The sequence below is a fragment of the Nisaea sp. genome, from assembly GCF_039990255.1.
In the GTDB taxonomy this organism is placed as follows: Bacteria; Pseudomonadota; Alphaproteobacteria; order Thalassobaculales; family Thalassobaculaceae; genus Nisaea.
The window spans coordinates 838,633-852,586 of sequence record NZ_JBDXGG010000018.1 but is presented as its reverse complement, the minus strand read 5'-3'; the positions used below and the strand labels follow the sequence as shown (position 1 = coordinate 852,586).

Here is a 13,954-nt window from a genome sequence, read left to right as displayed (position 1 = left end):
CTAGGTCGTGATGCCGAGCCGCTCGGCCGTCTTCCACACACGCCAGTGATCATGCGGCATTTGCGTGTGGGTCAGACCGAGGTGGGCGAAGGCATCGTTGACGGCGTTGGAGAAAGCCGAGACGCCGCCGACATTCGGCGACTCCCCGACACCCTTCGCACCGATCGGGTGGTGCGGCGACGGCGTGACAGTGAAGTCGGTCTCCCAGACCGGCGTTTCCACCGCGGTCGGCAGGAAAAAGTCCATCAGGCTCGCGCCCTTCACGTTCCCCATTTCGTCGTAGGAGATCTCCTGGCCCATGGCGATGGCAAGCGCTTCCGTCAGGCCACCATGCACCTGTCCCTCGATGATCATCGGGTTGATCCGGGTACCGCAATCGTCCAGCGCGTAGAAACGGCGGATGTCGGTCACCCCGGTATCAACGTCGATATCGGCGACGCAGACATAGGCCCCGAATGGATAGGTCATGTTCGGCGGATCGTAATAGCTGACGGCCTCCAGACCCGGCTCCAGACCCGGCGGGACGTTGTTGTAGGCGGCGAAGGCGACTTCGGCCATGGTCTTGAAACGCTCCGGCGCCCCCTTGACCACGAACCGGTCGACGTCGAACTCGACATCATCGTCATGCACCTCGAGCAGCCAGGCGGCGATCATCTGCGCCTTGGCCTTGATCTTCCGGCCCGCCATCGCCGTCGCGGCACCCGCGACCGGCGTCGAGCGGGAACCGTAGGTCCCGAGGCCATAAGGCGCGGTGTCCGTATCGCCTTCCTCGACCGTTATCTGATCCGCCGGGATGCCAATCTCGGAGGCCAGGATCTGGGCAAAGGTCGTCGCATGACCCTGCCCCTGACTGATGGTCCCAAGCCGGGCAATCGCGCTGCCGGTCGGATGCACGCGAATTTCGCAACTGTCGAACATGCCGAGCCCGAGGATGTCGCAGTTCTTGATCGGACCAGCACCGACGATCTCGGTGAAGAACCCGATCCCGACCCCCATCAGGGAGCGGGTCTCACCACGTGCGAAGGCCTCGCGGTTGGCTTTCTGTTCGTCCCGGAGCGCCTTGTATTGAACGGTCACCAACGCCTTTTCCATCGCGGTATGATAGTCACCGCTGTCGTACTCCCAGCCAAGCGCCGAGGTGTACGGGAACTGCTCCTTCCCGATGAAGTTCTTTATCCTGAGTTCCGCCGGGTCCATCTCCAGCTTGCGGGCGAGTACGTCGATCATCCTCTCGATGAAATAGGACGCCTCGGTCACCCGGAAAGAACAGCGGTAGGCAACGCCGCCCGGCGCCTTGTTGGTGTAGACGCCATCAACGGATACGTGGGCGACTGGGATATCGTAGGAGCCGGTGCAGATGTTGAAGAAGCCGGCCGGGAACTTGGTCGGGTCGGCGCAGGCATCGAAGCCGCCATGGTCGGCGAGCACGTGGCATCTGAGCCCCGTGATCCGCCCGTCCCTGGTCGCTGAGATTTCCCCCGTCATGTGATAGTCGCGGGCGAAGGCCGTCGACTGCAGGTTCTCGATCCGGTCTTCAATCCACTTCACCGGTACGCCGAGCACGATGGAGGCGACAACGGCGCAGATATACCCCGGATAGACCCCGACCTTGTTCCCAAAACCGCCGCCAATATCCGGCGAGATCACGCGGATCTTGTGCTCCGGGATGGTGGAGATCAACGAAGCCACGGTGCGCACCGCGTGCGGCGCCTGGAAGGTGCCCCAGAGCGTCAGTTGGCCGTTCACCTTGTCCATGCTGGCTACGCAACCCGCTGTCTCGAGCGGGCAAGGATGGACACGCTGATAGGTGATCAGCTCTTTCGCCACCACCTCGGCTTCGGCAAGCGCCTTGTCGGTCGCGTCTTTGTCGCCGACTTCCCAAGTGAAGATATGGTTGTGGTGACGGCGGGGGCCATGCGCCCCTTCGGTCTTACCTTCGAGATCCTCGCGCAGGATCGGCGCATCCGGGTCCATCGCCTTAACGGGATCGACCAGAACCGGCAGTTCCTCATAATCGACTTCGACCAGCTCAGCCGCGTCAGATGCCGCATAGCGGTCGTCGGCGACGACAAAGGCCACTTCCTGGCCCTGGAACAGGACCTTGCCATCGGCGAGCACCATCTGCACGTCACCCGCGAGAGTCGGCATCCAAGCGAGATTGACCGGCTTCAGGTCGTCTGCGGTGAGCACCGCCTTGACCCCCGGCACAGCCAGCGCCGCCTCCTTGTTTACCGACTTGATCCGGGCATGGGCATATGGCGAGCGGACGAAATCACCGAACAGCATGCCTGGCAGCTTGATATCGTCGACATAGTTTCCCTTGCCCTGCACGAAACGGGCATCCTCGACCCTGCGGCGGGAAGATCCCATGCCTTTTAGGTTCTGTTTACGTTCCTCGACGCTGGCGACTTCGGCGTTCATTGCGCAGCCTCCTTGCTCGCATTCAACTCGTCCGACGCGGCCTGGATGGCCTTGACGATGTTCTGGTAACCGGTGCAGCGGCAGAGATTTCCCGAGATGCCGTGGCGGATTTCCTCCTCGCTCGGGTTCGGGTTTTCCTGCAGCAGCCTGTATGCTCTCGTAATCATGCCCGGGGTGCAGAAGCCGCATTGCAGGCCGTGATGCTCGCGAAAGGCTTCCTGCAGCGCGTGCAGGGTGCCATCGGCATTCGCGATGCCCTCGATCGTGGTTACATTTGCGCCATTAGACTGGGCAACGAAGACAGTGCAGGACTTCACCGACTTGCCGTTCAGATCGACGGTGCAGGCGCCGCAATGGCTTGTCTCGCAGCCGATATGCGGGCCGGTAAGGCTGAGCTGCTCACGCAGGAAATGGATCAGCAGGGTGCGCGGCTCCGCAAGGCCTTCGACCTCGGCGCCGTTGACGTTCATTTTTACATGCATCTTTGACATCAGTCGGCTCTCCCTCAACCGGCGTTCTTCTGGGCGCGGGCGATGGCGCGGCGCACCATGATCCCGGCGACATGAGTCCGGAAATCGGCCGGCCCCCGTCCGTCGCTCGTGGGTTCAGTGATCTCTTCGGCGAGGCGAACCGCCGTGTCGACCGCGTCCGCTCCGAGATCCGTTCCAACGAGCGCGCCTGCCGCAGCTTCCGCGTAGAGCGGCGTCGATCCCACATTGGTGAGCGCGATAGATGCCGAGGTGCAGCGCCCGGCTTCCACGGTCAGGATGACGGCGGCCGCAGCGGTCGCGTAGTCACCGATCTTGCGCTTCTGCTTCTCGTAGGCGGCGCCGTGCCCGGCGGCCGGGGCAGGGATTCGGATCTGGGTCAGAACCTCGTTTTCCTCGAGTTCGGTGAAGTAGGCGGCTTCGTAATAGTCCCGCGCCGCGATGTCCCGGCTGCCGTTCGGGCCGACCGCGCGGTAGCGCGCGCCGAGCGCCTGCATGATCGCAGGCATGTCATTGCCCGGATCACCGTTGGCGACATTTCCGCCGATCGTGCCACAGTACCGCACTTGAGGGTCAGCTATCAGAGCGGCCGCTTCCGGGATGAGCGGACATTTGCGGGCAAGCGGGCCGGAGCTCAACACCTCGTGCTGTGTGGTGAGCGCGCCGATGACGATCTCGCCGCCATCTTCCGAGATGCCGGACAGACTATCGATGGCCTGCAGATCGACGATGTGCGACGGCACCGCCATGCGCAGCTTCATCATCGGTATTAGACTGTGCCCACCCGCGAGCAGGCGGGCCTCGTCTCCATGCTCGTTCAGCAAGGCGACTGCACCGTCGACGGATTCCGGGCGATGATATTCGAATGATCCTGGGATCATTATGGTTACCCTCCCTCAAGGACTGCGGCTCTAAAGGCCTCGTTGCCGATTTGCCGACACTTGAAGGACAGGATGAGTGCTTATTCGCGGGTGCATAGATGGTTACGCGTCCCGGTCGTCTCCTTTGCACGAATAGCGAAATAGCTGCACGAACTGCAGCGGTCACTGACGCCGGGGCTACAATCCCAGCGCCTTACGCACGTCCCCCATATGGGATCGACTGACCGGTATCGCCTCCCGGCTCAACCCGGCGACCAGCACGAAGGCCTTGTCCTTCTGCCGCTCAAAACCCGCGGCATGCTCCATGTTGAGCAGAAAGCTGCGGTGCGTGCGGAGGAAGGCAGTACCTTTCAGCATTCCCTCCAGCTTGGACAAAGACCACGGGCAGAAGACATGCGCCGCGCCATCATAGATCTCCGTGTAGTGACCGTCGGCCCTGATGGAACGGATGTTATCCGGGGTCAGGAAGTACGTCGTGTTGTTACGCTCGTAAGGAATGCGGATCCGGCCAAGCGACATCGCTGGCGCCGAACGGACCTGTTGCACCGCGATTTCCGCGTACGGCGACAGACCGGCAAGAACGAGGGCGTCTTCGCTCGTCCCGTTCGCTTCCGGTGCCTGCGTGTCGCGGTCCGGACGAGGGCCGTCCATTGGAAGCGCAGAAAGCAGGAACAAACCGCAGACGACAAAGGCGGCGACCGCGACCACCAACGCCAGATAGGTGTCGGGCAGCATCGGGCGCTCAACCAATATGGTGGTCGCGGTTCGGCTGAAGGCCGTAAATGCCATTGCCGAATAATGCATTCCGGATATCGTGACCCCCAACACCAGCGCTCCGAGACTGAGCTGTATCAGGGTCCGCTTTTTATAAGCGAGCGCCAGGGCACAGGTAGAGGACAGAACTGCAATCATGGTCGGCAGCACGAAGCCGAATGGGCTGTAGCTGACGATGCAGCTCCCCTGCAGGGCCTCCATGCCCACATAATGCATCGCCACGATCCCGCATCCGATGAGAGTTCCCGCCGCAACGGTCTTTGACGGCGAACGGGCGCCCAGATGCATGAGCGCCAGGCCGGCGCCCGTGATCAGGATTGCGATCAGCACGGAGCCGAGCGTGTAGAGCAGGTCGTAGGCCACCGGGACTGGCAGGCGCAGAGCCAGCATTCCGACGAAATGCATCGACCAGATCCCGCCGCCGATCGCCATCGCCGCCTTTGCGAGCTGCGCCTTGCGGGTCGCGCTGTCCAAATAGCGCAATCCGGTCAGCAGCCGCAGCCCGGTAAAGGACGCCATCGCCGCGACCGCCACCGACGCGACAACCAGAAGCGGATCGTATGAGACGATCATTTCGCCACCACCCTCATGCTCCTCCCTAAATCGAGCCGGTTTGCCAGCTTCATCGTTCAATTATTCAGTGTAACAAACATCGACGCGTTTAAGGAAGGCGATCGGTACTCACCGCAGCCGTGGTCGACGTAACCCTTAACCTGTCACTCTGGTTCGGCCTGAATGTGATGTTCGGGGATGTTACGAGGCAGGAAGTCGGCCCCTTCATGCTTTGGCAGCCCGAGCTTGCAAAATTCGACTAACGCGTGACGATGCTCGCCGCTCTGAGTGGTCTGTTGTTGCTGCGATGGCACTGGGGCGTCGGTCGGGTATTGGCGATCTGCATGGGGCTCGCCTTTCTGATGGTCAATGGTTTGTGACACACTGAATTCTAACGAATCCGGGTGCATATGTTCCCGGGCTCAAACCCGAAAATTACTGAAATGACTTGGGGGATTTTTTGGTGGAGCCGAGGAGGATCGAACTCCCGACCTTCGCATTGCGAACGCGACGCTCTCCCAGCTGAGCTACGGCCCCACCGAAGCCGGGCGATCAAGTGCTCCGGCGCGATTCAGACAGATAAAAGAAGCAACAATGCATTGCAAGGGCAAAGCTCCTCTTATCCAGGGCTTTGCAAATGGCTCTACCTGCCACATATAAGCAGGGTTAAAATGAGCAACGCCAAGCGCTTGCCCAGCGCGCAGCCGGGCGGTACGGTCCGTTGCGCAATATATCCCTGAAGGACGGAAACTCGCACATGCTGTCGTTGCTGAATCTCGTTAGTACAGTCATCCAGCTCTATATCTACGCGCTTTTCATTTTCATCATCCTGGGATGGCTGGTGCAGTTCAACGTGATCAATTCGCAGAACCGGTTTGTCTATCTGGTGATGGACTTCCTATACCGTGTCACCGAGCCGCTGTTGCGCCCGATCCGGAATGTGCTGCCGAACCTAGGCGGCCTCGATGTGTCGCCGATTGTCCTCGTTCTCGGCCTGAGCTTTCTCCGCAGCCTGATGTGGGAATATCTCGGCTAGGAATAGAGCCTCGAAGCCGCGCCCGATGGCCACCCTGCCATTCGAGGCCACGGCCGAAGGGTTGCGTCTCCGTGTTCGCCTGACGCCTAGTGCATCGCGCGACGGTATAGGCAGTGTCGCCACGGATGCGGAAGAGGTCGCATGGCTGACAGCCACGGTCACCTCAGCTCCGGAGAATGGTCGAGCAAACAAGGCTCTGATCAAGATGCTGGCGAAAAGCTGGAGATTGCCGAAAAGCATCATCAATGTTCGATCGGGCGCGACGCAGCGGCGCAAGACACTGCTGATCGCCGGAGACGGGACGGCTCTGGCGGCACAACTGGAACACTGGCTAACGCAACACGCGCCCGGATAACAAAGAGCACGGGCAATAAAGGGAAATACCCCATGGGCAAAGCCGCACTGATCGACGGAAAGGCCTTCGCGGCCGGGCTGCGGGACCGCATCGGCACCGCGATTACGGATCTGAAAAGCAAACATGGCACAGTCCCCGGTCTCGCCGTGGTGCTGGTCGGCGAGGATCCCGCGAGCCAAGTCTATGTCCGTAACAAGGGCAAGCAGACAATCGAGAGCGGCATGGCCTCGTTCGAGCACAAACTCGATGTCGCGACCAGTCAGGATACTCTGCTGAAACTCATCGCGGACCTGAATGCCGATCCGGCGGTAGACGGCATCCTTGTGCAGCTTCCCCTGCCCGATCACATCGACGCCCAGGCCGTGCTCGACACTATTGCGCCGGAAAAGGACGTGGACGGCTTTCATGTGGTCAATGCCGGTCGTCTGGCGACCGGCGGGGACGCGCTGGTGCCCTGCACCCCGCTCGGCTGCCTGCTGCTGCTACGCGATCAGTTGGGCGATCTGACCGGCAAGCATGCGGTGATCGTCGGCCGCTCCAACATTGTAGGCAAACCGATGGCTGCTCTGCTTCTGCGCGAAAGCTGCACGGTGACAGTCACCCACTCCCGCACACAGGATCTGCCGGCGGAATGCCGCCGGGCCGATATTCTGGTGGCTGCTGTCGGGCGCCCCGAGATGGTCAAGGGAGACTGGGTGAAACCGGGAGCTACCGTCATCGATGTCGGCATCAACCGGATCGATGCGCCAGAAAAGGGCGAAGGCAAAACCCGGCTGGTCGGCGATGTCGATTTCGCCAGCGCGTCTGAGATTGCCGGTGCCATCACCCCGGTGCCGGGCGGCGTCGGCCCGATGACCATCGCTTGCTTGTTGCGCAACACCGTGGAAGCCGCCTGCCGCCGCCGCGGCTGGGATATGCCGGAGCTTTAGAAGAAACGCTTCGGCTCAGTGGTCGGGCGTGGCCGCGTACCGGATCACGCCCTTCGCCTCGGCCAAGGGAACCGGCTTGCCCTTACGCAGAGCCACCAGAACGCCTTCAGCTTCAAGTGCCACAGCGACTCGCTCGATCTGACGTAACAGCGCCCGCCAGGCCGGTTTCGGGCCCATCGGATCGCCGCTTGCAGCTGCGCCAATCTGGTTCGGGGACAGTCTACCATCCCCTCCGGCGGAGCCGAGCATCTCGCACATCAGCTTCTTCAGGCTTTCGTCATCCATCGTTGCATCCAGACCGGCTACACTTATATGCCTGTGATGACCTGAAACCGGCGACCCGTCCACCACAAGAGTCGAGCGCCGCGACCTACAACTGCTTTGGGGGCGGTATGACTGGAAGTCTGGACGCACTTTTCGCTGCCGTCGTGGCCTTTGTCGGCGGGCACTTCTTGCTCGGCTGGCCAAGTATCCGTGCCGCTCTGATCGAGCAGATCGGCGCCAACCGGTTCCGGGCGGTGTTTTCCCTGGCCGCAGGCGTCGCGATGGTCTGGATGGTCCTGGCCTATGGCGATGCCCCCTATGTCACAATCTGGGAGCCGCCGCTCTGGACGCGCTGGATCCCGAATGTCGTGATGCCATTCGCTGCAATTCTGCTGGTCTGCGGTTACAATCCGTTCAGTCCGACAGCAATGATGGCCGACGAGGATTTCGACGACCCGCATCTGGTACGTGGTATCCTGACGGTGACGCGACACCCGGTCATGATGTCCATCGGACTCTGGGCGCTCGCGCACCTGACCGTGCGTGGCGACGCCGCATCAATGCTGTTGTTCGGTGGCATGGCCGCGCTCGCTTTCGGCGGCATGGTCAAAATCGACTTCAAAAAACGAGCCGAATTCGGCGCCAAATGGGCCCCCTTCGAGCTCACCACGTCTGTGTTGCCGTTCCGGGCAATCCTTGAAGGCCGGACGAGGCTTGATTGGAAGGGTATAGGGTGGCTCCGTCTCGGCGGCGGGCTGGCACTTTGGGCCGCGCTGTACAGCGCCCACCCCTATATCGCCGGGGTCAGTGCAGTACCGATGTAAGCACCACTGCTTATCGGGTTACTCGACCTCGTAGCGGCCCCGCGTCAGTAAAATCAGTAGCACGAACATCACAGGCACTGCACACAGCGCCGGAATAATGATTCCCGGATATCCAAAAAACGCCGCCGACAATATCCAGAGCAACCCGCAATTCACCAGAAAATACATGAAAGCCGACGCGCCGCCAGTTTGCAGATCTCGGAGGCACCATCCAATGATCGGAATCGCGTGAAGCACTTTGAGCACAGATTGGCCCTCCGGGTTCTTTTGAGGTAAAGCGTCTAGGTATGGGTCAAGGCGGCATCACAACCTGATGCACTTGACCGGTCTTGCAACACACAGTCTGACAGCTGCCAGTCCCACTGGTCACTGCGCCTTATTTGGCAAAAGCCTTGCAGCGCAACAATGTGCGATTTTGACGCAGATCAAATTTATGGTTATGCGGCCAGCCGCTAATGGTGCCCGGACAGAGCAACCGCGATCCAAGCTCCAAGGCGTGCATTCGCTCGAACCAGCTCTACATTGGCAGTGAGACTGGCGCCGCCGGTCGCGTTACGAATCTGCGACAGAAGATAGGGCGTCACCTGTTTGCCCGATGCTCCCGTCCGCTTCGCCTCGAACAGGGCGTCGTCGATGATCCGCTCCATTGTAGCTCGGTCAAGGGCATGCTCTTCCGGCACCGGGTTGGCGATCAGCATGCCGGTCTCGAGGCCCATATCCCGGCCCGCACGCCAAGCGGCAGCAATCTCTTCGGGGCTGTCCAGACGTAGCGGCACCGGCAACCCGCTGGAGCGGCAGAAAAAGGCCGGAAACTCGTTCGTACCGTAACCAATCACCGGCACCCCCTTCGTCTCCAGGACCTCCAGTGTCTTCGGCAAGTCCAGAATGGATTTCGCCCCGGCAGAAACCACCATCACCGGAGTTCGGGCCAACTCGTCCAGATCGGCGGAAATATCGAAATCCAGTTCAGCCCCGCGATGCACCCCGCCGATCCCACCGGTCGCGAAAATCTCTATCCCGGCTCTGGCAGCAAGAATCATCGTGGCGGCTACCGTGGTACCGCCAGTCCACCCCTTGGAGAGCGCCACGCCGAGATCGCGGCGGGAGAGCTTGACCGCACCGTCCGTGGAGCAGAGCCGAACGAGATCCGGCGTTGAAAGCCCGACGCAGGCAGTCCCATCGAGCACCGCTATGGTCGCGGGCGTTGCTCCCGCGCTACGGATTTCCGCCTCTATCTCCTGGCCAATATGGAGATTGTCGGGCTTCGGCAGGCCGTGGGTGAGAATTGTGCTTTCAAGCGCGACAACGGGCCGCCCCTCGGCGAGAGTTGCCTGCACTTCCGCTGAATAGACCAACCCCGTCATAACCGTCTCCTCAACCGCCATCCCGGATTCGATCCGGGATCAACGGATCATAGGGCGATAAACGCCTTCCGTGGATCCCGATTTTTACCGGGATGACGAAGGGGAACAGACTGACTAGCCTTGCAGCATCTTGTTCAGGCGCAAGCGCAGCGCGTTCAGCTTGATGAAGCCGGCGGCATCCTTGTGATCGTAGGTGCCAGAGCCTTCCTCGAAGGTCACGATATCCTCGGAATAGAGGCTGCGGTCAGCTTTGCGGCCGGTGCAGGTGACGTTGCCCTTGTAGAGCTTCATCCGGACGGTGCCGGTGACGTTACGCTGGCTGTGATCGATCGCGGCCTGCATCATCTCGCGCTCCGGCGAGAACCAGAAGCCGTTATAGATCAGCTCGGCATAGCGCGGCATCATCTCGTCCTTCAGATGCGCCATGCCGCGGTCAAGAGTCAGGCTTTCCATCGCCCGGTGGGCATGGTGCATGATCGTGCCGCCCGGGGTCTCATAGACGCCGCGGTTCTTCATGCCGACGAAACGGTTCTCGACGAGATCAAGCCGGCCGATGCCGTTGGCACCGCCATATTCGTTCAGCGCAGTCAGCAAGGTTGCCGGCGACATCCGCTCGCCATTGATCGCAACCGGGTCACCATGCTCGAAATCGATCTCGATGTCGGTCGCCTTGTCCGGCGCATTTTCCGGCGAGACGGTGCGCTGGAAAACATACTCTTCCGGACTCTGCCACGGGTCTTCCAGCACCTTGCCCTCAGAGGAGGAGTGCAGCAAGTTCGCGTCGACGGAGAACGGCGCTTCGCCGCGCTTGTCCTTGGCGATCGGAATCTGGTGCTTCTCGGCAAACTCGATCAACCTGGTGCGGGATGTGAGATCCCATTCGCGCCAGGGCGCGATGATCTTGATGTCCGGCTGCAGCGCGTAATAGCTAAGCTCGAAACGCACCTGATCGTTCCCCTTGCCCGTCGCGCCGTGGGAGACCGTATCGGCGCCAACTTCCTGGGCAATTTCGATCTGGCGCTTAGAGATCAGCGGCCGGGCAATCGAGGTACCGAGTAGATAAGTGCCTTCGTAGAGCGCGTTGGCACGGAACATCGGAAACACATAGTCGCGCACGAATTCCTCGCGCAGATCCTCGACATAGATTTCCTTGATGCCCATCATGCGGGCTTTTTCGCGCGCTGGCTCGACATCCTCTCCCTGCCCCAGATCGGCGGTGAAGGTCACCACCTCGCAATTGTAGGTGTCCTGCAGCCAACGCAGGATGACGGAGGTGTCGAGGCCGCCGGAATAGGCCAGGACAACTTTATTGACGCTCTCGGACATGGGTTCGCCTTGACGGTAGAGGGCCCGGCGGGGCCGGTGAAACACAAGCGGGGCGCGGCAAAGAAGCCGCTGCACCACCAACGGCGCGGGAGTATAGGCAAACTGTCATGATCGGCAAGGAAAAGGCCGCCCAATTGACGCGGCATTGTGACCTGAAACCCGGAAATTTTGCCCTATATCAGGGAATGAGCGATGCTGTGAGCAAAGGGAGTAGATTTATGAGCACGGAACGAGAAACCGCCCTCCTCGCTGGAGGCTGCTTCTGGGGCATGCAGGACCTGATCCGCAGGCACCCGGGCGTCACCATGACCCGCGTGGGCTATACCGGCGGCACGGTAACAAATGCGACCTACGAGGATCTGAAAACTGGTCAAAGCGGGCATGCAGAATCCATACAAATCCAGTTCGATCCGGCAGAGACGAGCTACCGGGCGATCCTGGAGCTGTTCTTCCAGATCCACGATCCGACCACGGTGGATCGACAAGGTAACGACCGCGGTCCGCAATACCGCTCCGCGGTCTTTTACCTGTCGGAGGATCAGAAGAAAATCGCCGAGGACACCATCGCCGATGTCGAGGCCTCTGGCCTGTGGCCCGGCAAGGTCGTCACGGAAGTCACCCCCGCCAGCGATTTCTGGGAGGCCGAGCCAGCCCATCAGGATTATCTGCTGCGAATCCCACATGGCTATACCTGCCATTTCCCCCGCCCCAATTGGGTGCTGCCGAAGCGTGCGGCAACTATGGCGGCGGGAGAGTAAAACGGCCGACGTTTCCGCTCTTTTCGAAAATCGCCTTCAATAGAAAGACCGCTCTCAGGAGCGGTCTTTTTGTTACCCCTCCACTTTCCCAGACGATGAGACTGAAATACTGACGCACTTATCGACCACGAAATTATATCAATCTTATGGCCTTATAATTTTCCGACAAAATACGTCATAAGACTTGACCTGTTTTTATATTGCGCCGCAACATATACATCCAAAAGTACTTTAATTTGCCGCTTTTTAATTAAATAGTGGAGATCGATCAATATGCTGCGGCTTCGGGTTGGAGGGCGGATTACCGCCGGATTTTTCATTGTTTTGCTGGCCCTGTTCGCAGTGGGGGGATTGGCATTCTGGTCGTCACAACAGCTGTTTGGAATGACAGAGAAATTGCACCGCAATTCCCTGGCCGTGACCAATGCCGCGCTAGCCGCCAATGGACATATTCTCGACATGCGGCGGAATATGGCTGCAATCCTCGAAATCCGCCGCGATGCCGACCGGCTGGCCGAACTCTCTGGTGAAGTGAACGCACGCGCAGCGGATGTCGAAAACGCCTTTGCCATCGTTGAAGAGCGCTTCCTTGGCGATAAAACGCTGGTCGCGGCAGCCAGGGCTGCGTTTGCCGCATGGGGGCCGGTGCGGGATGAGGTTATTGCTCTGGTCGGCAAGAAGAAGCGCCTCGCGGCCGATGCGCTGACGAAGGACAAGGGCCTGCCACTCATCCAGGAGATCGACGATGACATGCATCAGTTGATCCGTATCACCAATGAGCAGGCCGACGCGTACATGGCCAATGCGAGCACAGTCTTCAAAAGCGTCGTCATCTGGATTGGTGCCGCGACGGGTGGGGCATTTCTGCTCAGCCTGATTGCCGCTGCCCTCGCCATGCGCAGCGTCACCCGCCCCTTGTTAAAGCTCACCGATGCAATGCGCGGTCTCGCCGACGGCGATAATGATGCGGAGATTCCTGGGACCGGATCCGCCGACGAGATTGGTGAAATGGCGCAAACCGTTGAAGTCTTCAAGACCAACGCAATCGAGAATGCCCGCCTCCGCGACGAACAGCGTGCGATGGAACAGCAGGCAGAGAACAATCAGAAGCAGACCATGCGCACACTCGCGGACGAGATCGACAGCCTGATCTCCTCCGTTGCCGAGAAGGTTGCTCAGTCCGCCGATGCCTTGCGCAATCAGGCGGGCGAGTTGACCATGAGCGCAGGAACCGCAAAATCCGTCTCCCATGATGCCACCGGAAACGCCCACCAGATGCATACCGACATCGAAACCGTCTCGAACGCCGTGCAGGAACTGTCCAACTCGTTCCGGGAAGTCAGCGATCAGGTTTCCCAATGCGCGGACATGTCGGTCTCCGCTGTCCAGACCGCAGATCAGACGGCGGGCACGGTCCAGAACCTCAATCAGGCTGTCGACCAGATCGGCGAGATAATCACGTTGATTCAGGATATTGCCGAACAGACCAACCTTCTCGCCCTGAACGCAACCATCGAAGCCGCACGGGCCGGAGATGCCGGCAAGGGCTTTGCTGTTGTCGCAAGCGAGGTGAAGAATCTCGCCACCCAAACGGCCAAAGCCACCGTCGATATCTCCGAGCAGATCACGCAAGTCCAGACAGTGACGCGATCCGCTTCGGATTCTATGACCGAGATCCGTGACACCATCTCCGAAATCAGCGAACGCGTGGCCGTTCTCTCCGCCGCAGCAGAGAAGCAATCAACCACGACAGACGAGATCAGCCATACAGTACGAAGCAGCGTCGAGCGGACCGATGCCGTCCGGCAAGGTCTCGACACGGTGGGCTCGGCCATAGATCAGGCGGCGTCGATCTCCGGAGGCGTATCGGAGCAAGCCGATGCCTTCGCCGCCGACGCTTCCGGATTGCGCCAGGCCGTTTCAGGCTTCCTGGAGAAATTGCGGATGGCCTGACCAACATCACCAACCGCAGCCCCAAGAAT

General features: G+C 60.4%; 13 protein-coding genes and 1 tRNA gene. 6 read left to right on the top strand and 8 right to left on the bottom strand.

Going from position 1 to position 13,954, the window contains the following annotated elements:
• The 5 genes from ABJ076_RS14270 to ABJ076_RS14250 form a co-directional block, all read right to left on the bottom strand.
• Complete coding sequence (locus ABJ076_RS14270) at positions 1 to 2,421, bottom strand: aerobic carbon-monoxide dehydrogenase large subunit (RefSeq protein WP_348194233.1); 2,421 nt, start codon at positions 2,419 to 2,421, stop codon at positions 1 to 3.
• Positions 2,418 to 2,903 carry a (2Fe-2S)-binding protein gene (locus ABJ076_RS14265; RefSeq protein WP_348194293.1) on the bottom strand — a complete coding sequence of 162 codons (486 nt, stop codon included), beginning with the start codon at positions 2,901 to 2,903 and terminating at the stop codon, positions 2,418 to 2,420. The genes ABJ076_RS14270 and ABJ076_RS14265 overlap by 4 nt, the downstream gene beginning before the upstream one ends.
• 23 nt (positions 2,904 to 2,926) lie before the next feature.
• A complete protein-coding gene (locus tag ABJ076_RS14260) occupies positions 2,927 to 3,790 on the bottom strand; it encodes a xanthine dehydrogenase family protein subunit M (protein ID WP_348194231.1) in 864 nt (287 codons plus the stop codon).
• A gap of 177 nt (positions 3,791 to 3,967) precedes the next feature.
• Positions 3,968 to 5,137: an MHYT domain-containing protein gene (locus ABJ076_RS14255; RefSeq protein ID WP_348194229.1), complete on the bottom strand. Its 1,170-nt coding sequence runs from the start codon at positions 5,135 to 5,137 to the stop codon at positions 3,968 to 3,970.
• A 440-nt stretch (positions 5,138 to 5,577) separates the two neighbouring features.
• Positions 5,578 to 5,653, bottom strand: a tRNA-Ala gene (locus ABJ076_RS14250).
• A gap of 220 nt (positions 5,654 to 5,873) precedes the next feature.
• Between ABJ076_RS14250 and ABJ076_RS14245 the strand changes: the two genes are divergently transcribed.
• The 3 genes from ABJ076_RS14245 to folD are packed head-to-tail and all read left to right on the top strand — an operon-like array spanning position 5,874 to position 7,436.
• Complete coding sequence (locus tag ABJ076_RS14245; RefSeq protein ID WP_348194225.1) at positions 5,874 to 6,152, top strand: YggT family protein; 279 nt, start codon at positions 5,874 to 5,876, stop codon at positions 6,150 to 6,152.
• A gap of 25 nt (positions 6,153 to 6,177) precedes the next feature.
• On the top strand, positions 6,178 to 6,507 hold the full coding sequence (locus ABJ076_RS14240; protein WP_348194223.1) for a DUF167 family protein: 330 nt from the start codon (positions 6,178 to 6,180) through the stop codon (positions 6,505 to 6,507).
• A gap of 32 nt (positions 6,508 to 6,539) precedes the next feature.
• Entirely contained in the window at positions 6,540 to 7,436 is an 897-nt protein-coding gene (gene folD / locus ABJ076_RS14235) for a bifunctional methylenetetrahydrofolate dehydrogenase/methenyltetrahydrofolate cyclohydrolase FolD (protein ID WP_348194221.1), read from the top strand.
• Between the two features lie 15 nt (positions 7,437 to 7,451).
• On the opposite strand, the gene ABJ076_RS14230 is transcribed toward folD, so the two are convergent.
• On the bottom strand, positions 7,452 to 7,721 hold the full coding sequence (locus ABJ076_RS14230; RefSeq protein WP_348194219.1) for a DUF3253 domain-containing protein: 270 nt from the start codon (positions 7,719 to 7,721) through the stop codon (positions 7,452 to 7,454).
• Between the two features lie 107 nt (positions 7,722 to 7,828).
• On the opposite strand from ABJ076_RS14230, the gene ABJ076_RS14225 reads away from it, so the two are divergent.
• A complete protein-coding gene (locus ABJ076_RS14225) occupies positions 7,829 to 8,524 on the top strand; it encodes an NnrU family protein (RefSeq protein ID WP_348194217.1) in 696 nt (231 codons plus the stop codon).
• Positions 8,525 to 8,976: 452 nt separating this feature from the next.
• Here the strand turns inward: ABJ076_RS14225 and ABJ076_RS14220 are convergent, their stop codons facing one another.
• Both ABJ076_RS14220 and ABJ076_RS14215 read right to left on the bottom strand, forming a co-directional pair.
• Positions 8,977 to 9,888, bottom strand: coding sequence for a pseudouridine-5'-phosphate glycosidase (locus tag ABJ076_RS14220; protein ID WP_348194215.1), 912 nt, complete (start codon positions 9,886 to 9,888; stop codon positions 8,977 to 8,979).
• Positions 9,889 to 10,002: 114 nt separating this feature from the next.
• Entirely contained in the window at positions 10,003 to 11,214 is a 1,212-nt protein-coding gene (locus ABJ076_RS14215) for an argininosuccinate synthase (RefSeq protein WP_348194214.1), read from the bottom strand.
• A gap of 218 nt (positions 11,215 to 11,432) precedes the next feature.
• On the opposite strand from ABJ076_RS14215, the gene msrA reads away from it, so the two are divergent.
• Together msrA and ABJ076_RS14205 are read left to right on the top strand one after the other, a co-directional pair.
• Positions 11,433 to 11,972, top strand: a complete 540-nt coding sequence (gene msrA, locus ABJ076_RS14210; protein ID WP_348194212.1) for a peptide-methionine (S)-S-oxide reductase MsrA — start codon at positions 11,433 to 11,435, stop codon at positions 11,970 to 11,972.
• 273 nt (positions 11,973 to 12,245) lie between these two features.
• A complete protein-coding gene (locus ABJ076_RS14205) occupies positions 12,246 to 13,925 on the top strand; it encodes a methyl-accepting chemotaxis protein (RefSeq protein WP_348194211.1) in 1,680 nt (559 codons plus the stop codon).
• Positions 13,926 to 13,954 lie beyond the last annotated feature (29 nt).

Coding starts and splice junctions, on each gene's coding strand:
- ABJ076_RS14215 (WP_348194214.1), bottom strand. CDS start 11,214: ATGTCCGAGAGCGTCAATAAAGTTGTCCTGGCCTATTCCGGCGGCCTC.
- ABJ076_RS14255 (WP_348194229.1), bottom strand. CDS start 5,137: ATGATCGTCTCATACGATCCGCTTCTGGTTGTCGCGTCGGTGGCGGTC.
- ABJ076_RS14260 (WP_348194231.1), bottom strand. CDS start 3,790: ATGATCCCAGGATCATTCGAATATCATCGCCCGGAATCCGTCGACGGT.
- ABJ076_RS14230 (WP_348194219.1), bottom strand. CDS start 7,721: ATGGATGACGAAAGCCTGAAGAAGCTGATGTGCGAGATGCTCGGCTCC.
- ABJ076_RS14270 (WP_348194233.1), bottom strand. CDS start 2,421: ATGAACGCCGAAGTCGCCAGCGTCGAGGAACGTAAACAGAACCTAAAA.
- folD (WP_348194221.1), top strand. CDS start 6,540: ATGGGCAAAGCCGCACTGATCGACGGAAAGGCCTTCGCGGCCGGGCTG.
- ABJ076_RS14225 (WP_348194217.1), top strand. CDS start 7,829: ATGACTGGAAGTCTGGACGCACTTTTCGCTGCCGTCGTGGCCTTTGTC.
- ABJ076_RS14265 (WP_348194293.1), bottom strand. CDS start 2,903: ATGCATGTAAAAATGAACGTCAACGGCGCCGAGGTCGAAGGCCTTGCG.
- ABJ076_RS14205 (WP_348194211.1), top strand. CDS start 12,246: ATGCTGCGGCTTCGGGTTGGAGGGCGGATTACCGCCGGATTTTTCATT.
- msrA (WP_348194212.1), top strand. CDS start 11,433: ATGAGCACGGAACGAGAAACCGCCCTCCTCGCTGGAGGCTGCTTCTGG.
- ABJ076_RS14240 (WP_348194223.1), top strand. CDS start 6,178: ATGGCCACCCTGCCATTCGAGGCCACGGCCGAAGGGTTGCGTCTCCGT.
- ABJ076_RS14220 (WP_348194215.1), bottom strand. CDS start 9,888: ATGACGGGGTTGGTCTATTCAGCGGAAGTGCAGGCAACTCTCGCCGAG.
- ABJ076_RS14245 (WP_348194225.1), top strand. CDS start 5,874: ATGCTGTCGTTGCTGAATCTCGTTAGTACAGTCATCCAGCTCTATATC.